This window comes from Georgfuchsia toluolica (genome assembly GCF_907163265.1).
GTDB classification, from domain to species: domain Bacteria; phylum Pseudomonadota; class Gammaproteobacteria; order Burkholderiales; family Rhodocyclaceae; genus Georgfuchsia; species Georgfuchsia toluolica.
In genome coordinates, this window is sequence record NZ_CAJQUM010000001.1 from 1927418 (window position 1) to 1949644 (window position 22227).

Below are 22227 nucleotides of genomic sequence, written 5' to 3' on the forward strand. Positions count from 1 at the left end.
TTAAAATTTGACATCTACGCCACCATCTGTCGCACCGCCAGCCGCCATTGTGCCGCAGGTTCTCAAGTCGCGCGCCATTTCCGCACCGGTCTGATAGCGCTGGTCGGGATCCTTGACCAGGGCCCGGTCGATGACGGCTTTGAGACAATCCGGCAGATCGAGGCGCAGAATGCGGATATCGGGGTGCGCTTCGTTGGCGATCTTGTACATCAATTGCGCCATCGAATCGCCTTCAAAAGGCAGCTTGCCGCATGACATTTGATACAGCATCACGCCCAGCGAAAACAGGTCGGAGCGGCCATCGATCTTCTTGCCCGCCAGTTGCTCCGGCGACATATAGCTCGGGGTACCCAGCACCATGCCGGTCTTGGTCTTCGAGGAATCGGTGATGCGCGCGATACCGAAGTCGGTCACCTTGACCTGATCGGCCTCCGGTTCGTACATGATGTTGGCCGGCTTGATGTCGCGGTGTACCACGTTGTTCTCGTGCGCATATGACAGCGCGTCGGCCACCCGCGCGGCGATGCTCATCACCTTGTCGACCGGCATCAGCTTGTCCGGCTTGGTGTAGGGCACCAGATCCTTGCCCTTGAGGAATTCCATCGCGATGTAGGCCAGATCGTGTTCCTCGCCGGCGTCATACATGGTGACGATGTTCGAATGATTGAGCCGGCCGGCGGTTTCGGCTTCGCGGAAAAAGCGTTCCTTGACCTCGGCCAGTTCGTCTTCCTCGAACTCCTGCGCCAGGGCCATGGTCTTGATCGCCACCACGCGGTTGATCTTCGGATCGCGGCCAAGATAGACCACGCCCATCGCCCCTTTGCCAAGTTCCTTCTCGATCTGGTAGCGGCCGAGCATGGGCTTTTCGACATTGCCGCTGGCATCGAGCAGGCTGGCATTGCTGCGCACCCCACCCCCACCGCCGAGCATGACCGTCTCGGAAAGCTGCTTGGCGCGATTAAGGCGCGATTCCAGATCCTTGAACTTGGGGTTGTAATCCGCCATGTAGCGGAACACCGACTCGGCCTTGTTGAACTGGCGCTTGCGCTCGAAATCGAGGCCGAGGTTGTACATGTTCTCCATCAACTGATCGTCGAGCGGGCACTTGCGAAACTTGTCGAAGGCCATGTCGAGCTGGCCCTGGCCCTGGAAGGCAAGGCCGAGCATGCGGTTCGATTCGGCCGATTCGAGATCGGATTTTTCCTTGCCGCGCTCAGTAACGAGGTAGCGCTTGGTCGTCAGCAGCGCATGACCAACCAGCAGCAACGTCGCCGGCACCATCAATTGCAGCCACAGCAATTGCGTTGTAATCAGCACGAAATGTGTGCCGATCAGCAGTACCAACAAGCCGCCCGTAATCATTGCCGCCATGCCGGCCTTGAGGCGTGGCAGCAGGGCGATGAGATAGGCGGCAATCAGCAGGAACACCCCTTTCTCGGCCCAGAAGCCCCACGCTGGCGCCACGAAAAAGTGCTCGGACAGGATGCTCGATACCGCGTGCGCCTGCATCAGCACCGCCGGCATGGTCGAGGAAATCGGCGTCACGAACATGCTGCCCACGCCCGCCGCCGTCGGGCCGATCAAGACGATCTTGTCGCGGTATTTGTCATAGGGAATCTTGCCCGTTTTCACGTCGAAGAAGGAATCGACAGGGAATGCCGGCTGGCCATCCCGATCCTTGTAGAAAAAGGTATACATGCGGGTATCGGGATCGGTTCTGATTTTGAGCTTGCCCAGTTGCACTGCCTCGCCCGGACGTACCTGAATGTCGGCGGATCCAAGGTTCAGGCTCTTTGCCGCCACCAGCAGCGACAAGGCCGGGAAGGCCTGATCGAAATGCCCCAGCACCAACGCCTCGGTGCGTATGCCGCCGTCGACATCCGGGGTCACGTTCAGGTGCCCGATCGCGACCGCGCTTTTGCCCAGCGCTTCGATGACATTAGCATCAAGATCGATGGTCGGAAGCGGCGCGTTGTCGCCGCCGGCGAGTTTGATGCCATTCCTGGCAATGTAGTCAGGCAGCGGCTGGTCGGGACGGCCGAGCGGCTCACCGATGCGGAACAGTATTGGCAATGCAACATTGCCTGCCTTTTTGAAGGCTTGCGCGAGGCGGCGGTCGGTATTCAGCGTCTGCTCGGCCTCCTGCAGCAACGCAGCGATTTGCGGGCAACTCGACGCCACCGGGGCAGGGGCGGGTGGGGTCGTCACGGCCGGCGCAGCGGCATCAGCCGCTACTGGCGCCTCACTGGGGGCCACGGGCGCCAGCGGCTGCACACCACAGGCTTCCATGAGTTTCGTGATATAGCCGAATCCCGGGTCCAATTGGGGCTCGGCATAGAAAATCACCGGGGCAATCACCTTGGCCTTGGCCACGGCAAGCTTGTCCACCATATCGGCCATCACGTCGCGCGACCAGGGCCAGCGGCCGATGTTGTCGATGCTCTGCTTGTCGATGGCGATCACAGCCACCTTGGCGGATGGCGCGCGCGCGGTCATGCTAACCCCGATGTCATAGGCCTTGCGCTCAAGGCTTTGCAGTAAATCCCCATTGCCGAGCACCAGAATGACAAAGCTGACGACCAGCCCCACAAACCAGTCGCTCTTCCAGAATCCGGATTTGGCCATTTTCATCGTTTTTATTCTCCCCCAATGCCCCGCCAGACTACCCAACCCCGCATAGAAACAGCACTATAGTGCCAATTCTTACAGTCGAACCTAAGCTCCGTCAAATCTTTTTTGCATGAACGCGTGCAGACCTGCCGCCCCGCCGGCCTTAACGCAGAACGAGTACCGGCACTGTCGATTGATGCAGCACCCGGGTGACGGTGGAGCCAAGAAACCAGCTGCCGGTCGTTCCCAGACCCCGGGAACCCATGACAATCTGCTGGCAGCCCTGCTCCGCCGCATAGCGCACGATGGTTTCGGCGGCATTGCCCACCACCACACTCACCTTGGGCGTCAGTCCAGCGACTTCCAGGCGCTGCCGCACCGGCTCGATCGCCTTCATGCCTTCATCGCGATGATATTGCTCGATCAGGCCGGCCTTGAGGAAGCTGGCGATGTCGCCGCGCAGTGGCGGCTGGACGTTGAGCAGATGAACCTCGGGTTTCTCGCTGTACCAGTCCAGCCGTTGCAGGAAAGCGTCGACCGCCTGGCTCGATGCCTCGGAATCGTCCACCGGCAACAATATGCGAATATTCATGACTTTTCCTTTGTGTCGATAGGTAATTCTGTCATCGCTTTGCGTTTACTCATGCGACGGGCAATCGCATAGCCCATAGCGACCACCAGAACAGCGCCAGCAGTAGCGAACAACTTGTCGGCATAGGGCAAGTGAGCTTCCAGCCATTGTTTGAGCACAACATCGGTGGCGATCATGCTACCCGCCACCCAGCCCAGCAGGGCGGCACCACCGGTAACGATGACGGGAAAGCGATCCATCAGCTTGAGCACGAACTGACTCGACCAGATGATGAGCGGAATGCTTACCGCAAGACCGAAAATCAGCAGGCCAAGACTGCCGTGGGCTGCCCCCGCGACTGCAATCACATTGTCGATGCTCATTACGAAATCGGCGACTATGATGGTTTTTACCGCCCCCCACAGATTGTCGGCGGCATCGATACCCCCCTCGCCATGGCCGTCTTCGGGTAGCAACAGCTTGACGCCGATCCAGAGTAGCAGCAGGCCGCCACCGAACTTGATATATGGCAGACTAAGCAGCAACGCCGCGAAAGCGGTCAATATGATTCGTAACGTAACAGCACCGGCGACTCCCCAAAGAATCCCCTTGTGCCGCTGTTCCGTGGGCAGCTTGCGGCAGGCCAGCGCGATCACCACCGCATTGTCGCCGGACAGCACGACGTCGATCATGACGATCTGTGCCACCGCTACCCAGAAATGGGCCGAACTGAAATCCATGTTAGCCCCTCAGTAAAAAAGCCGCACGGCCAAGAGGCCGTCCGGCTTATGGGATGCTGTATTTTTTACAGCAGCGTCTTGAGTATCTTGCCCATTTCCGACGGATCGCGCGTCACCTTGAAGCCGCACGCTTCCATGATGGCCAGTTTAGCATCAGCCGTGTCGGCACCGCCGGAGATCAGCGCGCCGGCATGACCCATGCGCTTGCCGGGAGGCGCGGTGACGCCGGCGATGAAGCCGACGATGGGCTTCTTCATGTTGGCCTTGCACCACTGCGCGGCCTCGGCTTCGTCGGGACCGCCGATTTCGCCGATCATGATGACCGCGTCCGTATCCGGATCGTCGTTGAACAGCTTCATGATGTCGATGTGCTTGAGGCCGTTGATCGGGTCGCCGCCGATGCCGACTGCGGACGACTGGCCGAGGCCCAGTTCGGTAACCTGCGCCACGGCTTCGTAGGTCAGCGTGCCGGAACGCGACACGACACCAATGCGGCCCTTCTTGTGGATGTGGCCGGGCATGATGCCGATCTTGATTTCGTCGGGCGTGATGAGGCCGGGGCAGTTGGGGCCGAGCAGCAGCGTCTTCTTGCCGCCCTTGGCTTCCTTCTGCTTCATCTTGTTGCGCACCACCAGCATGTCGCGCACGGGAATACCCTCGGTGATGCAGATGGCGAGATCGAGGTCGGCTTCGCAGGCTTCCCAGATCGCATCGGCGGCGCCAGCCGGCGGCACGTAAATCACGGAGACGGTGGCGCCGGTGGCCTGCTTGGCTTCCTTGACGCTGGCGTAGATCGGCACGCCCTCGAAATCCTCGCCTGCCTTCTTCGGATTCACCCCGGCGACGAAGCAATTAACGCCGTTGGCGTATTCGCGGCACTTCGAGGTATGGAACATGCCGGTCTTGCCGGTGATGCCCTGGGTGATGACTTTGGTATCTTTGTTGATGAGAATGGACATTGATGCTGCTCCTTACTTGACCGCGGCGACGATCTTGGTCGCGGCCTCGGCCATGGTGTCGGCGGGAATGATGGGCAAGCCGGAATCCTTGAGGATCTTCTTGCCGATGTCTTCGTTGGTGCCCTTCATGCGCACCACCAGCGGCACAGACAGTTTGGTTTCCCTGGCCGCCGCGACTATGCCCTCGGCGATGGTATCGCAGCGCATGATGCCGCCGAAGATATTGACCAGGATGCCCTTGACCTTGGGATTCTTGAGCATGATCTTGAAGGCTTCGGTGACCTTCTCGGTCGTCGCGCCGCCGCCCACGTCGAGGAAGTTGGCCGGCTCGGCGCCGAACAGCTTGATCGTATCCATGGTCGCCATCGCCAGGCCGGCGCCGTTCACCAGACAGCCGATATTGCCGTCGAGGGAGATGTAGGCTAGATCGTATTTGGAGGCCTCGATTTCGTCGGCATTCTCTTCATCCAGGTCGCGATAGGCGACGATATCGGGATGGCGGTACAGCGCGTTGGAATCGAAATTGAACTTGGCGTCGAGCGCCTTGATGTTGCCATTGCCTTCGAGGATCAGCGGATTGATTTCCGCCAGCGTGGCATCGGTCTCCATGTAGCAGGTGTAGAGCTTCTTGAAGGTGTCGATGGCCTGGGCCTGCGAAGCCGCCGGCACGCCTATGCCAGCCGCCAATTCCTGCGCCTGCGCGTCGGTGATGCCGACCAGCGGATCGATGAAGACCTTGATGATTTTCTCGGGCGTCTTGTGCGCGACTTCCTCGATGTCCATGCCGCCTTCGGAGGAGGCCATCATGGCGACCTTCTGCGTGGCGCGGTCGGTCAGCGCGGCGCAGTAGTATTCCTTCTTGATGTCGGCGCCGTCTTCGATCAGCAGCCGGTGCACCGGTTGGCCTTCGGGACCGGTCTGGTGCGTCTTCAACTGCATGCCCAGAATCGCGCCGGCATATTCCTGCACTTCATGCAGGGATTTGGCAAGCTTCACCCCGCCACCCTTGCCACGACCACCAGCATGGATCTGGGCCTTCACCACCCACACCTTGCCGCCCAGTTTTTCCGCGGCCTTGACCGCTTCATCTACCGAGAAACACGGAATGCCGCGCGGAGTCGCGACACCGAATTTCCTCAGGATTTCCTTGCCCTGATACTCGTGGATCTTCATGCGATTTCCTTGTCTGCCTGATATTGCCTGCGATTGAAAGGACTGGCGTTTGCCGGTTGAGCGAAACCAATCGTAACGCCATCGTTTTGCCATTCAAGTGGCGAAAAACCGCATTATTCTACCACAGGCGGCGCCTGCCGCAGCGGCGTAATAATACCGTTCTCATAATAACGACGATGGACATTGCGGCCGAATATCTCAGCCGACCTGGGAGATCGCTCGGCCCAAACCCATCCGATCATGCCTGGCTGATCGAGATAGAACGATGCATCCGAAACGCATCAAATGCCTCGCGGCCCTCTTCGAGCGCGCGTTCACCGCCTGCTCCGGGTTTTCCGGATAGGGATTCCACTGGGTACGGCTCTCGCCAGCCGCCATCGCCTTGCGCAGCGTCGCAATGTGTTTATCGAACAGCAAATGGGTTTGAGCCTGGATCATGGAACTCATCTCTGCGGCGTGGCGCGATTGGACGCCAAGGTTGCATAATACTGGCAACATAGCATTGAAAATAGACTCCATGAGCAAGAATGAAACTCCAGGAACCATCGAAGTTGCCACATTGGGCGGTGGTTGCTTCTGGTGCATTGAAGCCGCCTTGAAGCAGCTCGAAGGGATCAAGTCCGCAGTCTCCGGTTATGCCGGCGGCCATCTTGACCATCCTGACTACGCAGCCATCTGCGGCGGCGCTACGGGTCATGCCGAAGTCGTGCGCTTCGAATTCGATCCGGGGCAAATCGATTACCGAACCCTGTTGCTGGCCTTCTTTACCGCCCATGACCCAACGACACCGGACCGGCAAGGCAACGATGTTGGCGAACAATATCGTTCGGTAATTTTTACGCATTCGGCGCAACAGGCAAATGTGGCCCGCGGGTTGATCGAGGAACTCGCCGCACAGGGTATCTGGCCTGACCCTATCGTCACCCAGGTATTGCCCGCGACGCGATTTTGGCCTGCCGAGACTTATCACCAGGACTATTTCCTCAATAACTCACATCAACCCTACTGTGCCATGGTGGTGGCGCCCAAGATTGCGAAGCTGAGGAAGTCCTTCGCTGACAGGATCAAAAAAGGTTAAATGCCAAGATTCCGTTTATCCTATAAATTTTCCACACATGGAATCCCGCCATGAGTCGGCGCCCTTCCCTTCGGGATTCGATATCGCATGGATACCCGGCTATCGGCATGCCGCTGATGGCTTTGGCTGCCTTTGCCACGCCGGTTCATGGTCTCAAGTACGAGCTGATCACCCATGTCGAACGCATGACCGAGGCGACGCGCGAACTGCACGCGATCATCGCAGCCATGCCCGGTCCAAATCTGCCGGTCGACAAAACGCCGCCCGCGCCTCCAGTCCATCACGCCAGCCCGCTTGAGGAGACACTGGCTCGCCTGGATCACGTTGCGCAGTTGATTGCAGACATCACCCGCATCATTGAAGCGATGCCCACCGCCGGCGCCATTGCATCGGCAAACGGGCGTGGTAGTACTGCCACAGTTTCACAACCGTGGCCGGCAATAGCGGTGCTGCCGGTTGCCCCGCACCCAGCCTTGCCGCCACAGCCTGTACCGGTTCCCGAACCCGATAACCCGATATTAACCACAGCGCTTCGCACGGCCGTGTTGATCGACGGCGGGTTGGTCGCCCGCCGCGTTGGGCATCCACTTGCGCAGGTGGTTCATGCGAAAGCGTCCTACCAGGAAACAACTAGACGCCAGCATCGAACCGCCGCCGCTCAGGGACGAAGCGCTTGAGCTGGCTGACGTCATGATCTCGATGGACCTTGCCGAAGGCGCCATAAAGGCGTTGATCGAGCGCATTCGCGCCAAACCGCGCCAGACGCTTTTGCACCGACTGAAGCTGCTCGATGTCCATCGGCGGAGCAACAAGCAAACGGTGTTTAATAGCACCATCGAAGAAATACACACCATCTTCAACGTCCACCCGGCAGCTGGAATGACAATGAGAACGACACTGCTCCCAAATCATCGCTGGAAGACTATCCGCACATTGCCCGACAACTGGAAAACCTCTGGCCGACGCCGAAGTGCGAAGACTACCTGCTCAGCCTGCTGGCGGACAACCGCGCAGGAACTCGCACCGGATTCCCGGTAAGCGTGGCGGAAGAGATCATATTGCTCTTGGCAATACGTCAGGCGCAGGCAGACGAGTAATGGAAGGCTATTTTTCGACGATCACCAGGCCTCGGCTCTTGCCGGAATCGGGATCAACACTCTGCATCGCTTCGAGCAACTCGCCGATGTTGATCCATGCGGGCGGGTATTTGAACTTGGCGACATCCAGCATCAGCACCGAATCACTGACTTCGTCGTAGGCGGCTAATGGCGACTGGTGTCCGCCGCCTTCCTGCGTCAGCAACTTGCGATTGAAGTTGGCGACGATGCGTGCGTTCGGCCTGGCGAGCGTGTCCTTGAGCAGGGTGCGCAGTTGATCGATGTCGAGCCTGTTGGCGTAGTAGGCCGTGGCCCTGACGCCCAGCGCATTGAAGAAGGCCGCCATCTCGGCCAGCGTCATGCCGCGCACCGAGACCATGATGAAACTCTTCACACGCTGGGTATCGGCGTTGAAGATATTGTCCTGAGTGTAGAAGCGGTAGGGATAAAGCCGGGGCTCGAACGGGCGCGGTGTATCGAAACTGTTCATCACCGCGACGATGCTGGCCGGCCCGCAAAAGGCCAGGTTCTGCTGGGTTTCCACATAGGGTTGCACGGCAAAAAAATGCTGCCGCAGTTTCGCACCGATCAAGCGCTGTTCACCGTCCGGGGTGTTGAGATAGACCGGCGCGGCGACAACGCTCGACACCGCGAGCAGCGTGGCGAGGAAGGCGGCAACAATGGACAGGCGGCAGCGCATGGCCATGGATTAGCGTAAAAAAGCAAAAACAGCGCGCATTGTGACTATCGAGCGTAGCGAGCAAACCAGTAGCCCCGCCCCGGGGCGGGGTTGGGGCGGGGGACGTTTAATTTGCCTTTCGCGCATTTTCATCATCAAGGGTGATGCTGGCGACCCTGCGCGTTAGACCGGGTTATCGATATCGACAAAATCACAGGCAAGACCGAAACGCTTTGTCAGATGCGCGCCCAGGGCTTGTATGCCATGGCGCTCCGTCGCATGGTGCCCCGCCGCAATGTAGGGCACCCCGGATTCGCGCGCCAGATGCGTGGTCTGCTCGGAAATCTCGCCGCTCACATACAGGTCGGCGCCTGCGGCGATCGCTTCCTCGAAATGTCCCTGCGCGCCACCGCTGCACCATGCGATGCGCTTCACTTTCCGCTGCGCGTCGCCGACCAGCAGTGCCGTACGGCAGAGTGTCGCTTCGATTTGCGCAAGCACGTCGCCAGCTGTGCATAGCGTGTCCGGGCGGCCGATAAAGCCAATGTCCTGATCGCCAAAGCGCCCTTCCGCCGTCCAGCCGGCTAGCGCGGCCAATTGCGCGTTGTTGCCAAGTTCAGCATGCGCATCGAGCGGCAGGTGATAAGCGAACAAGTTGATATCGCGTTTGAGCAGCGTAGCCAGGCGCGACTTGCGGATACCGGTCACCCGATTGTCATCATCCTTCCAGAAATAGCCGTGGTGGACCAAGACCGCATCCGCGTCCGCGTTCACCGCGGCATCAAGCAAGGCCTGGGAAGCAGTGACGCCACAGATAATTTTACGAATTTCCGCGCGCCCTTCCACCTGCAGGCCATTTGGGCAATAATCATGGAACTGCGCAACTTGCAACAGTTCGTCCAGGTAATCGCGCAATGCGTCGCGGTGCATGGCCTCTCCCAAATTTCAATCACTCATATGAAACGACTCTGGTACATCTTCGCACAAGCCGTTACCGTCGGGGTCGCCGTACTGTTCACCATTCAGACCCTGAAACCGGAATGGTTGGCCCCACGCGGTGAATCGCACGACGTATCGATCCTGCAGGCGGTATCGACCGGCGGCGGCATGCGCGCCGTTGCTTCGTATGCCGATGCGGCACGCAAGGCGGTGCCCACCGTCATCTATGTGTATACCTCGCAGGAAGTCAAGGCGTCCCGCAACCCGCTGCTCAACGATCCTTTTTTCCGTCATTTTTTCGGCGACCAACTGGATGAGCAAACGGAGCCGCGCTCGGGGCTGGGCAGCGGCGTCATCGTTTCCGCCGACGGCTACATCCTGACCAACTATCATGTCGTCGAAGCCGCCGACAAAATCGAAGTCGCGCTCAATAATGGCCAGAAATTCAAGGCCCGGGTGATCGGCGCCGATCCCGACTCAGACCTCGCCGTGCTCAAAATCGCGACCGAAGGCAAACTGCCCGCCATCACCTTCGCTGCGCCGGATTCCCTGCGCGTCGGCGACGTAGTGCTCGCCATCGGCAATCCCTTCGGCGTCGGCCAGACCGTCACCTCCGGCATCGTCTCGGCGCTTGGCCGCACGCATCTGGGCATCAATACCTTCGAGAACTTCATCCAGACCGACGCCGCCATTAACCCCGGCAACTCCGGCGGCGCGCTGGTCGACAGCAATGGCAATCTGGTCGGCATCAACTCGGCGATTTATTCGCAAAGCGGCGGCTCGATGGGTATCGGTTTTGCGATCCCGGTCTCGCTGGCGCGCAACGTGCTCGACCAGATCATCAGGAACGGTTCCGTCACGCGCGGCTGGATCGGCGTTGAAATGCAGGAAATCACGCCGGAAATCGCCGAATCATTTGGCATGCCGAATACTGACGGCGCCTTGATTGCTGGTGTCATGCGCGGCAGTCCGGCCAACAAGGCGGGAATTCGCACCGGCGATGTGCTGCTGGCGGTAAACGGCAAGCCGATTACCGACTCGCAAAACATGATCGAACTGATCGCGCCACTAAACCCGGGCAGTCAGGCGAAGCTCAAACTGCGCCGTAACAACCGCAACATCGAAGTCGATGTCACCATCGGCAAGCGACCGCAGACGCAACGGCAGTAAAAGCGTTCAACTTTGCAAAGTTTTAACCTTTAACCTTTAACCTTTAACCTTTAACCTTTAACCTTTAACCTTTAACCTTTAACTTTGAATCTTGAATCTTGAACCTCAAGCATCTTGCTCGGGCTTGGGTTCCGCAGGCTTTACGGCGAAGCGCGCCAGCAACAGGCCAAACTCGTAGAGCAGACACATTGGCACCGCCAGCAACACCTGCGAAGTGACGTCCGGCGGCGTCACCACCGCCGCGATAATGAAGGCGCCGACAATCGCATAGGGCCGCATTTCCTTCAGCTTGTCGAGACTGACCACGCCGAAGCGCACCAGCAGCAGCACCACCACTGGCACTTCGAAGGTGGTGCCAAAGGCAAGGAACATGGTCATCACGAACGAAAAATACTGCTCGATGTCAGGCGCCGGCATGATGCTGTTCGGCGCGAATTTGGCGATAAAGCTGAACACGGTGCCAAAGACGAAGAAATAGCAGAATGCCATGCCGAGTATGAACAACAGCGTCGAACCGATGACCAGCGGCAGGGCAAAACGCTTTTCGTGCCGGTACAGGCCGGGGGCAACGAAAGCCCAAGCCTGGTAAAGCACTACCGGCAGGGCGGCGACCAGGGCCACCAGCAGGGTCACCTTGATCGGCACCATGAACGGTGTAATCACCCCGGTGGCAATCATCCTGGTCCCCGGCGGCAATGCCTTCAGCATTGGCCGTGCCAGCAGGTCGTAGATGTTGCTGGCCCAGGGCAGCAGGCAGAGGAATAGCGCCAGCACCGCCAGCAACGCACGCATCAGGCGACCACGCAGTTCGACCAGATGGGAGATGAAACCTTCGGCGTTTTCCAGCATCTGGTTTATTTTTTATGCGTCATGGTCGGATTCAACATTCGCGGCCGCCTTGCCCGGAAGCGCTGGATCTATGCTCTCCAGCGATGGTTCCTTTGGCGCAGACAGGGCTTCCTGGGCCACTTCGATGGTCTGCCCGACATCGGACAGTTCGCCCCGAACCGACTGCTCCATGGCTCTTGCCTTGTCGGCGAGATCTTGCTGCATTTTCCTGAGGTCTTCGAGTTGCAGTTCGCGATTGACTTCCGACTTGACATCGTTGAAGTAGCGTTGCATCCGGCCCAGCAGGGCGCCCACGGTGCGCGCCACGCCCGGCAGGCGTTCGGGTCCGAGCACGATCAGCGCGACCACCGCGATCACCACCATCTCGGAAAAACCAATGTCGAACATTGCGTCACCTGGTACCAAAAAAACGAGCGGGGACTACCCGCTCGCTCATGCGATCCGCGTAACCGGCTCAGCTCTTGGTCTTGTTCTTGACTTCGCCTTCAATCGTCTGGCCTGCCTGGGACGGCAATTCCGCTGCCTTTTCCACAGGCTTGTCGTCCGTGGCGCCCTCGCTCATGCCCTGCTTGAATCCCTTGATTGCGCCACCCAGATCCTGACCTATATTGCGCAGTTTCTTGGTACCGAAAATAAGCACGACTATCAGCAACACAATCAACCAATGAAATGGACTGAATCCACCCATGTCGTTCTCCTTTACTAAACCCTAAGCACCATCGGCCCGACCGGTTCCGGCCCGCCCATGATATGAATATGAAGATGATACACCTCCTGCCCGCCTATCCTTCCGGTGTTGACAATGGTGCGAAAGCCTTCGTTCAATCCTTGCTTGCGCGCCAGGTCCGCCGCCTTGAGCAGCATCTTGCCCAGCACGGCCTGATACGAGGCATCGGCATCGTAGAGCGAGCCGACGTGACGTTTCGGAATCATCAGAAAATGCACCGGCCGGGCCGGGTTGATGTCATGGAAGGCGAAAATATCCTCGTCTTCGTAGATCTTTTTGCTGGGGATTTCTCCCGCGGCGATCTTGCAGAAAATGCAGCCGCTCATGATGGGTTTCCTCTCTGCTTTTTTTCCTCGATGCCCGACACGCCTTCGCGACGCAGGAACTCGGCGGCGACATCCTCGACCCCGACGCCGAAATGCGCCAGCAGCACCATGCTGTGAAACCACAGGTCGGTGACTTCCTTGACCAGGTGCGTCTGGTCGCCGTCCTTAGCCGCCATAATGGCCTCAGCCGCTTCCTCGGCGACTTTCTTGCAGATGCCGTCAGTGCCCTTGGCGTAGAGCCCGGCAACGTAGGACGAGTCCGGCGCTGCATTGCGCCGTTCGGCCAACACCCGCTGTAAGCGCTGCAATATCTCCATGCTGGTCATTTATATATTTCCTTCGGGTCTTTGAGCACCGGCTCAGTTTCCTGCCAGCCGCCGTTTTCCAGGCGATGGAAAAAACAACTGCGTCGACCTGTGTGGCAGGCGATGCCGCCGGTCTGTTCCACCTTGAGCAGGATCACGTCACGGTCACAGTCGGCACGGATTTCCAGCACTTTCTGCGTGTGGCCGGACTCTTCTCCCTTGTGCCACAGTTTGCGCCGGCTGCGCGACCAATACACGGCTTCGCCCGTGGCCAGCGTTTTCTCCAGCGCCTCGCGGTTCATCCAGGCGAACATCAGCACTTCGCCGCTGTTTGCGTCCTGCGCAATGGCTGGCACCAGACCCAGTTCGTCCCAAACCACTTCATTCAGCCACTTAGAACTCATCAAAGTCTTACCTCGATACCCTGTGCGCGCATGAATTCCTTCGCTTGGCGGACAGTATATTCCCCATAGTGGAAGATGCTGGCGGCGAGTACGGCGTCGGCGCGGCCCTGTTTCACGCCGTCGGCCAGATGCTGCAAATTGCCGACGCCGCCGCTGGCAATGACGGGAATGTCCACCGCTTCGGCCACCGCCCGCGTCAGTTCAAGGTCAAAACCGTTCTTCGTGCCATCGCGATCCATGCTGGTAAGCAATATCTCGCCGGCGCCAAGCGATTCGACCTTGCGCGCCCAGTCGATGGCGTCGAGGCCGGTGTCATTGCGCCCGCCGTGCGTAAACACATGCCACTTCCCAGGCGCAACCTGTTTGGCGTCAATGGCGACGACAATGCATTGCGCGCCGACCTTGCCCGAGGCATCAGCAACAAGTTGCGGGTTCTGCACCGCGGCGGTATTCATGCTCACCTTGTCGGCGCCGGCATGAAGCAGGCGCCGCACGTCGTCGACGCTGCGCACGCCGCCGCCCACCGTGAGCGGTATGAACACCTGCGCGGCGACCTGCTTCACTACATTGAGAATGATGTTGCGCTGGTCGGAACTCGCCGTGATGTCGAGAAAAGTGATCTCGTCGGCGCCCTGCTCGTCATAGCGGCGGGCCACCTCGACCGGATCGCCGGCATCGCGCAACTCGATAAAATTGACGCCCTTGACCACGCGGCCGGCGTTGACGTCCAAACAAGGAATAATGCGCTTTGCAAGCATGAAAAACCTTTTTAGCCACAGAGGACACAGAGAAAGTCAAAAGCGAAACCACACGCAAGCGCTATGGGTCCTGATTTGGTTTTCCTCTGTGGCCTCTGTGTCCTCTGTGGCTATGTCGCTTTTGAATGTTTGTCCGCCTCGGCTTGCGCCTTGCGGAAATCGAGTTTGCCTTCATAGATGGCGCGGCCGGCAATCGCGCCAACGATGCCTTCGTCGGCCACGGCGCAGAGCGCCTTGACCTCCTTCAGCGCGGCGAGTCCGCCGCTGGCAATGACCGGAATGCGCAACGCCCGCGCCAGCTTGACCGTGGCCTCGATGTTGATGCCGGAAAGCATGCCATCGCGACCGATGTCGGTATAGATCACGGCTTCGACGCCGTAGTCCTCGAATTTCCTGGCCAGGTCGATGACATCGTGGCCGGTCATCTTCGACCAGCCATCGACCGCCACCTTGCCATCCCTGGCATCGAGCCCGACGATGATGTGGCCGGGGAACGCGGTGCAGGCATCGTGCAGGAAGCCGGGATTCTTCACCGCCGCCGTGCCGATGATGATGTAGCTGATGCCGTCGTCGAGGCAGCGTTCAATGGTATCGAGATCGCGTATGCCGCCGCCGAGCTGCACCGGAATCTCCTCGCCAACCTCGTCGAGGATGGCCTTGATTGCCGGTTCGTTTTTCGGCTTGCCGGCGAAGGCGCCGTTGAGGTCGACCAGATGCAGGCGGCGCGCGCCCTGGTCGATCCAGTGCCGGGCCATGGCCGCCGGCTCTTCCGAGAACACCGTGGAATCTTCCATGACGCCCTGCTTGAGGCGCACACAGTGACCGTCCTTCAGATCAATCGCGGGAATCAGCAGCATGACTATGGGGATGAGATAAGGAAGAAGAGATGATCGGCAAGCGTCAGAAACCTTATGGTTTCCAGTTCATGAAATTGGTCAGCAACCGCAATCCTGCCTGCGCGCTCTTCTCCGGATGGAACTGAACGGCGAAGATATTATCGCGCGCCACGGCGCTGGTAAAGGGGATGCCATAACGGGTCTGGCCGATAGTGATGCCGAAATCATCCGGCACGACGTAGTAACTATGCACGAAATAAAAGCGCGCGCCATCGGCAATGCCGTTCCAGAGCGGGTGCAGCCGCTGTTGCTGCACCTCGTTCCAGCCCATGTGCGGCACCTTGAGCCGCGTGCCATCGGGTAACGCCATCTGCTCGTGCGGGAAACGCACCACGCGGCCGGCACAGATACCGAGGCCGGCGACATCGCCCTCCTCGCTGTAATCGAACAGCATTTGCAGGCCGATGCAGATACCGAGCCAGGGTTTCTCCGTCGCCGCACGAATCACCGCCGCGCGCAAACCGCGTGCTTCTAGCTCGCGCATGCAATCGGGCATCGCGCCCTGTCCCGGCACCACGACGCGATCAGCCTTTGCCACATCGACCGGATCTGAAGTCACCAGCAATGTGGCCGTGGGCATGACATGCTCGATCGCCTTGGCGACCGAGCGCAGATTGCCCATGCCGTAATCGACAACTGCAACGGTAGTGGTCATTCGTAACAGCTTCGACTAACGCGCATGGACTTGGCGTCACTCCAGAGAACGAAAGGGCGCAAGGACATAAAGGTCCGCCCCCTCCCGCCCTCCCCCCTCGCGGGGGAGATGACTAACAGCTCGCTGCGCTCGATTGAACAGGTCACTTCGATTTGTACTGTTTGACCGCCAAAGGCGAGTTATAGGCTGCCCTTGGTCGAAGGAATGTCGCTACCCCGCGGATCGGCTTCGACTGCCATGCGCAAGGCCCGGCCGAAGGCCTTGAATGCCGTCTCGGCCTGATGGTGCGCGTTGTCGCCGCGCAGATTGTCGATATGCACGGTGATCAGGGCGTGGTTGGCCAGCCCCTGGAAAAACTCGCGGATCAGGTCGACGTCGAACTCGCCGATCATGGCGCGCGTAAAGGGCACTTCGAAGGTCAGCCCGGGACGACCCGACAGATCGACCACGACGCGCGTCAGCGCCTCGTCAAGCGGCACGTAGGCGTGACCATAGCGGCGCAATCCCTTCTTGTCGCCAATAGCCTTCGCCAGGGCCTGACCCAGTGTAATGCCGATGTCTTCCACTGTATGGTGACCGTCGATATGCAGATCGCCCTTGGCCTCGATGTCGAGATCGATCATGCCGTGACGCGCGACCTGGTCGAGCATGTGGTCGAGAAAACCTAGCCCGGTGCCGAGTTTGGCAGCACCCGTGCCGTCGAGGTCGAGGCGAACGGTAATTTTGGTTTCGAGGGTATTGCGGGAAACTTCGGCCTTGCGCATGGTGTATTGGCGAGCAAGTTGGGAACAGTGGCATGATACCATTTCAATTTATCCACGCCTGTATTCAAGCGCCTCTACGCGTTGCGCCATCCAACCATTCATGAGCCGTTTCTGGAGCAATACCGTCCGCAGCCTCACCCCCTATGTGCCGGGTGAGCAGCCCAAGCTCGACAATCTGGTCAAGCTCAATACCAACGAAAACCCCTATGGCCCCTCGCTGCGCGTGATCGAGGCGATCCGCGCAGCGACCGGCGACGGCCTGCGGCTCTATCCCGACCCCAATGCGGATCGCTTGAAGGCGGCGATTGCCGACAACTTCGGTATCGCGCCACAGCAGGTTTTCGTCGGCAACGGCTCGGACGAGGTGCTGGCGCTGACCTTCCTGGCCTTGCTCAAGCATGACAAGCCGATCCTGTTTCCCGACATCACCTACAGCTTCTATCCAGTGTATTGCGCGTTGTTTGACATTGATTACTCAACGGTCGCACTCAACGATGCCTTCGAGATCGAGGTCGCCGATTATCGCCAATCCAACGGTGGCATCATTTTCCCCAACCCAAATGCGCCGACCGGCTGCCTGCTCGGTCTCGATGCCATCGAGCGTCTGCTCAAAAACCACCCCGACTCGGTCGTAGTGGTCGATGAAGCCTATATCGATTTCGGCGGCCCCTATGAAAAAATCGGGGCGATCCCGCTGATCGCAAAATATCCCAACCTGCTCGTGGTACAGACGCTGTCCAAATCGCGCGCGCTGGCCGGCCTGCGCGTCGGCTTCGCCACCGGTCATGCCGGCTTGATTGAAGCGCTGGAACGGGTCAAGAACAGCTTCAACTCCTACCCGCTGGATCGTCTGGCCCAGGCCGGTGCCATTGCCGCTTTTGAAGATCGCGACTATTTCGAAAAGACCCGCGCCGCCGTCATTACCTCGCGCGAAACAATGGTCTCTGGACTACACGGTCTTGGCTTTGAAGTCCTGCCTTCAGGCGCCAACTTTATTTTCGCGCGCCATCCACAACACGACGCGGCTGCGCTCGCCGCCCGGCTGCGCGAGCGCAGCATCATCGTGCGTCACTTCAAGCTGCCGCGTATCGAGCAGTTTTTACGCATCACAGTCGGTACGGACGCGCAGTGCGAGGTACTGGTAGGAGTGCTGCGCGAAATTGCTGCGGGATAAGATCGGCAAGAATAGTCGACCACAGCCCTTAATCAGTACGGCCACGACCCCTTTAATCTGCTGCACGCATTCTGACGGCGAATGCGCGTGACGCCTGCCATCACCGGGGTGGGGCGCATCGACGACGTGAAGTCATTTTATCGCTCTATCATCAAAATCGGGACTGCTGCACTCTGCCATGAATCGCGGTTTGCCAGCATTTTCTCGTATATCGACTTGCACTTTGCGCCCACGATAGCGACGCCAATCGAGCTCCCAATGGCGGCAGACTCGAGCGGTTTGACGATCATTCCTGCGTTTTCGGTGTACTCCGCCGCCATTCCAGGCAAGTCGCGGCTTGCCCCTGCCTCAATGGTGTATCAATACTCTCAAGGCTCTTCGTTTCTATCTCTTTCGCTCCAACAATCTTGTATAGGCGCGGAGCACCGCCTGATTTTGGCATCCAGATTCCACCTTCATAAACACCATACGGGAGCCAGGTGAATGTCGCATTGTGAAGCCATACGATATTGCCCCGCCCCCGATAGAAGGTCCCTATTTCGGTCTCTTTTTCGAAATTATAAGGGACCGTGTTCGAGTTAAATTTCAAAAGCATATATGTATGGCATTGCGAATTAAAGGTTCCAGACTCGAAATAAATTCAGGAGCCCCATCCTCTCGATCACGACAATTCAACCGGGGGCGCCAGCCCTGAGCGCACAGCGCACTTGGTCGGGCGCTCATCGAAGGTCACGAACGTTTCGTCGCCGCTGCTCAGGGCGAGATGCAGCGCATCGCCAAAACCCATTCCATTTTCATACCACACAAGGGCCATGGCGACTGCGGCACGACCTTTGGGCTTGAAGTTGGGCAACCCCAGCAGGGACTTGAGGGCGATGGCGATGTCTTCCCGCGCATAGCCATAGCTATCGATTACCCATACCAGTTCCAGAATCACGGTCGGCGGCGCTGCGTAGTCGCGTCCGTCGCCGAACAGCCGGACTGCCTTGCGATACTGTGCCTCGTCATCGCGCAGCAGCAGGCGCGCGAGCACATTGGTATCGACGGCGATCATCGCGACTTGCAGGCCTCGTCTTCGTTGCGCAGGCGCGTTGTTCCGGGCGGTTGAGCGTAAAGTGGCTCTATAATTTGCCGCACTGTGCCGCCAACGGCCGCTCCTCAACGACATAGGGCTCGTCATGCTTCTCTGGTTCGTCATCATTTACTGGCTGATTTCAGTCGCCATCGGCCTCTACGCCGCGACGCGGGTGCATAACACCAAGGACTTCGCCGTCGCCGGCCGCCATCTGCCGTTTTACATGGTGACGGCCACCGTGTTCGCCACCTGGTTCGGTTCGGAAACCGTGCTCGGCATTCCTGCCACTTTCCTCAACGAGGGCCTGCACGGCGTGGTGGCCGATCCCTTCGGTTCCTCGCTGTGCCTGATTCTGGTCGGGCTGTTTTTTGCCGCGCCGTTGTATCGCATGAACCTGCTCACCATCGGCGACTTCTACAAGAAACGCTTTGGCCGCAGCGTCGAAGTGCTGACCACGCTGGCCATCGTGATCTCCTATCTGGGCTGGGTCGGCGCCCAGATCACCGCGCTCGGCCTGGTGTTCAACGTCGTCTCGGGCGGCGAGATCAGCAAGCTCGCCGCGCCGGCATGTGGATCGGCTCGTCGACGATTCTGGTCTATACCCTGTTCGGCGGCATGTGGGCGGTGGCGATCACCGATTTTCTGCAAATGATCATCATCGTCATCGGCATGCTCTGGATCGGCGGCGAGCTTAGCCAGCAGGTCGGCGGTGTCGCCGTGGTGGTCGAGCATGCGCGCGCGGCGGGCAAGTTCTCGTTCTGGCCGTCGGCGAATGCCGCCGAAATCGTGGGGTTTTTCGCTGCCTGGATCACCATGATGTTCGGCTCGATTCCGCAGCAGGACGTGTTCCAGCGCGTGCAGTCTTCGAAGACCGAGAGGATCGCAGTGTGGGGTTCGGTGCTCGGCGGCTCGCTGTATTTCATCTTCGCCTTCGTGCCGATGTTTCTCGCCTTTTCGGCCACCATGATCGATCCGCAGATGGTGGCCAGCCTGATCGACACCGACTCGCAACTGATCCTGCCCAATCTGGTTCTGAAACATGCGCCGCTATTTGCGCAAATCATGTTCTTCGGCGCCTTGTTATCCGCCATCAAGAGCTGCGCGTCTGCCACCCTGCTCGCGCCCTCGGTCACCTTCTCGGAAAATATTCTCAAGCCGATGGTGGGCCACCGCATGTCCGACCGCAATCTGCTGCGCATGATGCGCCTCGTCACGCTCTCCTTCACCATCATCGTTACGCTCTATGCCATCAATTCCAAGGCCAGCATTTTCAAGATGGTCGAGAATGCCTACCAGATCACCTTGGTCTCGGCGTTCATTCCGCTGGTTTTCGGCATTTACTGGCGTCACGCCACCAATCAGGGCGCCCTGCTGGCGATTTTTTTCGGCATCGGCGTATGGCTCTCGGTGTTGATCGCCGGCCCTGAAAATCCCTTCATCCCGGCCCAGCTTGCCGGCGTGATGGCGAGTTTTTTCGGCATGATCGCCGGTTCGCTGCTGCCGCAGTTCGTGCATCACGATCCGCGTATTCACGACCAGTTGCGGCACGGTCATCATGCCGCCATACAGCCGCACCCTGAGCACGTTCATCACCACACATAGCGCTCATGTTGTAATTGTTGCGCCACTGACGATAAAAAAACGCAAATGCAAATCGAACTCCCACCTCCGTTCCACGGTCGGCTTTGCACAGCCGGCCGGCTGCGGCGGCGCGAAGCAGTGCTTCGCGAAACCCCGCCCCCGCCGCCTTCCGGGGGCGGGGCTACCATTTGGCTCGCTACGCTCGATTGAAACAATTCACTTCGTAATACATTCTTCCACACTAAACCCAAGCGATGGCCGATAGACACAACGCATTAGCGCGCCATCTCGCCATTGCCTTCACGCTGCTGGTCATCTATGCCAGCCTGCATCCGTTCAGCGGCTGGCGCGATCTCGGCGCGCCGCCGCTGGCCTGGCTTACGACGGGTTGGCTGCGCTACTCGACCTGGTTCGACATCGTTCTTAATGTGTTCGGCTATCTGCCTTTTGGTTTCCTCTGGGCCACGGTGCTGCAAAGGCGCCTGGGCCGAGTGTTGGCAATTCCTGCCATCACAGTACTCGGTGCCCTGCTGAGCGGAACTGTGGAGACAACACAAAACTATCTGCCGACTCGCGTATCTTCCAATATTGATTTTGGCAGCAACACCCTGGGTACCTTGTTTGGCGCCATCATGGGCGCGCGCTGGGGCGGCGCCCTGCTTTCCGGCGGCCATCTCGCCGCATTGCGCGAACGTCATATCGTGTCCGGTTTTATCGGCGACAGCGGACTGGTGCTGATGGGTTTCTGGCTGCTGACGCAGGTCAATCCCGAGTCGCTGCTGTTTGGCAACGGCGATTTGCGCCGCGCGCTCGGCATCGAACCGGCGCTGCCCTTCGATGTCTCGCGCTTCGCTCACATTGAGGCGGCAATTGCCGCCATCAATGCCTTGGCAGTCGGGCTGGTGCTGGCGGCACTGGGGTTGAAGGCGCGTGCCGTTTTCGCCATGTTGCTGCTTGGTGTGGTGATACGCGCGCTGGCGGCGGCGATCCTGGTCGACCCGGCCGAGGCATTGCACTGGATCACGAGCGGCAATGCCAGCGGTGTCGCCATCGGCTGCGCAGTGCTGTTGCCTGTCTTGTACCTCGGTCAGGGATTGCGCCGCTCTTTTGCCGCGGTCGCCCTGTTGCTGGCAACGGTGCTGGTGAACCTGGCGCCGCAGAATCCTTACCTCGCCGAAGCGGCAGAGATCTGGCGGCAGGGGCACTTTCTCAATTTCAACGGCCTGACCCGGCTGTTGTCGATGTTGTGGCCATTCCTTGCGTTAGCATGGCTGCTATTACCGGACCGTGACCCATGGAAAAAGAAGACAAGTTGATAGAACTGCGCAATGCACTGCGCCAATTCATTGCCGCGCGCGACTGGCGCCAGTATCACACGCCGAAAAATCTCGCCATGGCGATGATCGTCGAAGCGGCCGAACTGGTCGAGCAGTTCCAGTGGATGACGCCGGAACAAAGTCAAACGCTAACGGCCGAACAACTCGCCGCCGTGCGCGATGAAGTGGCCGATACGCTGATCTATCTGGTCGAACTGGCCGATGTGCTCGACATCGATCTCATCGCCGCGGCACACAACAAGATGGCGAAGAATGCACAGAAATACCCAGTGAGGAGTGAGGAGGCAAACCAGCGTGTTGGCGCATGATGCGCCGGGATTTACTCCTCTCTCCAGACTCCTTACTCCTCACGCCTTCCAG

At 59.1% G+C, this 22227-nt stretch carries 27 protein-coding genes and 1 pseudogene; 9 read left to right on the forward strand and 19 right to left on the reverse strand.

From position 1 onward, the window contains the following. The 6 genes from K5E80_RS09050 to K5E80_RS09075 all read right to left on the reverse strand — a co-directional run bounded on the left by K5E80_RS09050 (position 1) and on the right by K5E80_RS09075 (position 6491). Complete coding sequence (locus K5E80_RS09050; protein ID WP_220635839.1) at positions 1–2631, reverse strand: CHASE2 domain-containing serine/threonine-protein kinase; 2631 nt, start codon at positions 2629–2631, stop codon at positions 1–3. Positions 2632–2773: 142 nt separating this feature from the next. Then, positions 2774–3202, reverse strand: a complete 429-nt coding sequence (locus K5E80_RS09055; protein WP_220635840.1) for a universal stress protein — start codon at positions 3200–3202, stop codon at positions 2774–2776. Further along, positions 3199–3921 carry a TerC family protein gene (locus K5E80_RS09060; protein ID WP_220635841.1) on the reverse strand — a complete coding sequence of 241 codons (723 nt, stop codon included), beginning with the start codon at positions 3919–3921 and terminating at the stop codon, positions 3199–3201. Before K5E80_RS09060 ends, K5E80_RS09055 begins: the two co-directional genes overlap by 4 nt. 65 nt (positions 3922–3986) lie before the next feature. Further along, positions 3987–4880 (reverse strand): succinate--CoA ligase subunit alpha, encoded by an 894-nt coding sequence (gene sucD / locus K5E80_RS09065; protein WP_220635842.1) that lies wholly within the window; start codon positions 4878–4880, stop codon positions 3987–3989. A 12-nt stretch (positions 4881–4892) separates the two neighbouring features. Then, complete coding sequence (gene sucC / locus K5E80_RS09070; protein WP_220635843.1) at positions 4893–6053, reverse strand: ADP-forming succinate--CoA ligase subunit beta; 1161 nt, start codon at positions 6051–6053, stop codon at positions 4893–4895. A gap of 198 nt (positions 6054–6251) precedes the next feature. Further along, the gene (locus tag K5E80_RS09075; RefSeq protein ID WP_220635844.1) at positions 6252–6491 is read right to left on the reverse strand and encodes a hypothetical protein; all 240 of its coding nucleotides are present in this window, start codon (positions 6489–6491) and stop codon (positions 6252–6254) included. Between the two features lie 79 nt (positions 6492–6570). Here K5E80_RS09075 and msrA point away from each other — a divergent pair, with 79 nt between their 5' ends. The 3 genes from msrA to K5E80_RS09090 all read left to right on the forward strand — a co-directional run bounded on the left by msrA (position 6571) and on the right by K5E80_RS09090 (position 8169). Further along, positions 6571–7131 (forward strand): peptide-methionine (S)-S-oxide reductase MsrA, encoded by a 561-nt coding sequence (gene msrA / locus K5E80_RS09080; RefSeq protein ID WP_220635845.1) that lies wholly within the window; start codon positions 6571–6573, stop codon positions 7129–7131. A 107-nt stretch (positions 7132–7238) separates the two neighbouring features. Continuing rightward, a complete protein-coding gene (locus tag K5E80_RS09085) occupies positions 7239–7808 on the forward strand; it encodes a hypothetical protein (RefSeq protein WP_220635846.1) in 570 nt (189 codons plus the stop codon). Between the two features lie 13 nt (positions 7809–7821). After that, positions 7822–8169, forward strand: a complete 348-nt coding sequence (locus K5E80_RS09090) for a hypothetical protein (RefSeq protein ID WP_220635847.1) — start codon at positions 7822–7824, stop codon at positions 8167–8169. Between the two features lie 66 nt (positions 8170–8235). On the opposite strand, the gene K5E80_RS09095 is transcribed toward K5E80_RS09090, so the two are convergent. Both K5E80_RS09095 and K5E80_RS09100 read right to left on the reverse strand, forming a co-directional pair. Continuing rightward, entirely contained in the window at positions 8236–8934 is a 699-nt protein-coding gene (locus tag K5E80_RS09095) for a phytochelatin synthase family protein (protein WP_220635848.1), read from the reverse strand. Between the two features lie 156 nt (positions 8935–9090). Then, positions 9091–9837 (reverse strand): Nif3-like dinuclear metal center hexameric protein, encoded by a 747-nt coding sequence (locus K5E80_RS09100; protein WP_220635849.1) that lies wholly within the window; start codon positions 9835–9837, stop codon positions 9091–9093. Positions 9838–9864: 27 nt separating this feature from the next. Between K5E80_RS09100 and K5E80_RS09105 the strand changes: the two genes are divergently transcribed. Next, a complete protein-coding gene (locus tag K5E80_RS09105; RefSeq protein WP_220635850.1) occupies positions 9865–11016 on the forward strand; it encodes a Do family serine endopeptidase in 1152 nt (383 codons plus the stop codon). A 105-nt stretch (positions 11017–11121) separates the two neighbouring features. On the opposite strand, the gene tatC is transcribed toward K5E80_RS09105, so the two are convergent. The 10 genes from tatC to hisB form a co-directional block, all read right to left on the reverse strand. Then, positions 11122–11865 carry a twin-arginine translocase subunit TatC gene (gene tatC / locus K5E80_RS09110; RefSeq protein ID WP_220635851.1) on the reverse strand — a complete coding sequence of 248 codons (744 nt, stop codon included), beginning with the start codon at positions 11863–11865 and terminating at the stop codon, positions 11122–11124. A 12-nt stretch (positions 11866–11877) separates the two neighbouring features. Further along, a complete protein-coding gene (gene tatB / locus K5E80_RS09115) occupies positions 11878–12252 on the reverse strand; it encodes a Sec-independent protein translocase protein TatB (RefSeq protein ID WP_220635852.1) in 375 nt (124 codons plus the stop codon). Positions 12253–12319: 67 nt separating this feature from the next. Further along, positions 12320–12553: a Sec-independent protein translocase subunit TatA gene (gene tatA, locus K5E80_RS09120; RefSeq protein WP_220635853.1), complete on the reverse strand. Its 234-nt coding sequence runs from the start codon at positions 12551–12553 to the stop codon at positions 12320–12322. A 14-nt stretch (positions 12554–12567) separates the two neighbouring features. After that, positions 12568–12918 carry a histidine triad nucleotide-binding protein gene (locus K5E80_RS09125; RefSeq protein ID WP_220635854.1) on the reverse strand — a complete coding sequence of 117 codons (351 nt, stop codon included), beginning with the start codon at positions 12916–12918 and terminating at the stop codon, positions 12568–12570. Beyond that, complete coding sequence (locus K5E80_RS09130) at positions 12915–13244, reverse strand: phosphoribosyl-ATP diphosphatase (protein WP_220635855.1); 330 nt, start codon at positions 13242–13244, stop codon at positions 12915–12917. Before K5E80_RS09130 ends, K5E80_RS09125 begins: the two co-directional genes overlap by 4 nt. Continuing rightward, positions 13241–13627, reverse strand: coding sequence for a phosphoribosyl-AMP cyclohydrolase (hisI, locus tag K5E80_RS09135; protein WP_220635856.1), 387 nt, complete (start codon positions 13625–13627; stop codon positions 13241–13243). The genes K5E80_RS09130 and hisI overlap by 4 nt, the downstream gene beginning before the upstream one ends. After that, positions 13627–14385 carry an imidazole glycerol phosphate synthase subunit HisF gene (gene hisF, locus K5E80_RS09140; RefSeq protein WP_220635857.1) on the reverse strand — a complete coding sequence of 253 codons (759 nt, stop codon included), beginning with the start codon at positions 14383–14385 and terminating at the stop codon, positions 13627–13629. The genes hisI and hisF overlap by 1 nt, the downstream gene beginning before the upstream one ends. 110 nt (positions 14386–14495) lie before the next feature. Further along, complete coding sequence (gene hisA / locus K5E80_RS09145) at positions 14496–15242, reverse strand: 1-(5-phosphoribosyl)-5-[(5-phosphoribosylamino)methylideneamino]imidazole-4-carboxamide isomerase (RefSeq protein ID WP_220635858.1); 747 nt, start codon at positions 15240–15242, stop codon at positions 14496–14498. 52 nt (positions 15243–15294) lie between these two features. Continuing rightward, positions 15295–15936, reverse strand: coding sequence for an imidazole glycerol phosphate synthase subunit HisH (gene hisH / locus K5E80_RS09150; protein ID WP_220635859.1), 642 nt, complete (start codon positions 15934–15936; stop codon positions 15295–15297). A 179-nt stretch (positions 15937–16115) separates the two neighbouring features. Beyond that, a complete protein-coding gene (gene hisB, locus K5E80_RS09155) occupies positions 16116–16700 on the reverse strand; it encodes an imidazoleglycerol-phosphate dehydratase HisB (protein WP_220635860.1) in 585 nt (194 codons plus the stop codon). Positions 16701–16800: 100 nt separating this feature from the next. Between hisB and hisC the strand changes: the two genes are divergently transcribed. Continuing rightward, a complete protein-coding gene (gene hisC, locus K5E80_RS09160) occupies positions 16801–17874 on the forward strand; it encodes a histidinol-phosphate transaminase (protein ID WP_220635861.1) in 1074 nt (357 codons plus the stop codon). An 87-nt stretch (positions 17875–17961) separates the two neighbouring features. Next, positions 17962–18357, forward strand: coding sequence for a hypothetical protein (locus tag K5E80_RS09165; protein WP_220635862.1), 396 nt, complete (start codon positions 17962–17964; stop codon positions 18355–18357). A gap of 178 nt (positions 18358–18535) precedes the next feature. On the opposite strand, the gene K5E80_RS09170 is transcribed toward K5E80_RS09165, so the two are convergent. Further along, positions 18536–18928, reverse strand: a complete 393-nt coding sequence (locus K5E80_RS09170; RefSeq protein WP_220635863.1) for a type II toxin-antitoxin system VapC family toxin — start codon at positions 18926–18928, stop codon at positions 18536–18538. A 124-nt stretch (positions 18929–19052) separates the two neighbouring features. Here K5E80_RS09170 and K5E80_RS09175 point away from each other — a divergent pair. From K5E80_RS09175 to K5E80_RS09185, 3 genes and pseudogenes are all read left to right on the forward strand, one after another. Continuing rightward, positions 19053–20551, forward strand: a pseudogene (locus K5E80_RS09175) (high affinity choline transporter 1). Between the two features lie 233 nt (positions 20552–20784). Next, on the forward strand, positions 20785–21846 hold the full coding sequence (locus K5E80_RS09180; protein WP_220635864.1) for a VanZ family protein: 1062 nt from the start codon (positions 20785–20787) through the stop codon (positions 21844–21846). Then, positions 21825–22175 carry a nucleotide pyrophosphohydrolase gene (locus K5E80_RS09185; protein ID WP_220635865.1) on the forward strand — a complete coding sequence of 117 codons (351 nt, stop codon included), beginning with the start codon at positions 21825–21827 and terminating at the stop codon, positions 22173–22175. The genes K5E80_RS09180 and K5E80_RS09185 overlap by 22 nt, the downstream gene beginning before the upstream one ends. Positions 22176–22227: the final 52 nt, after the last annotated feature.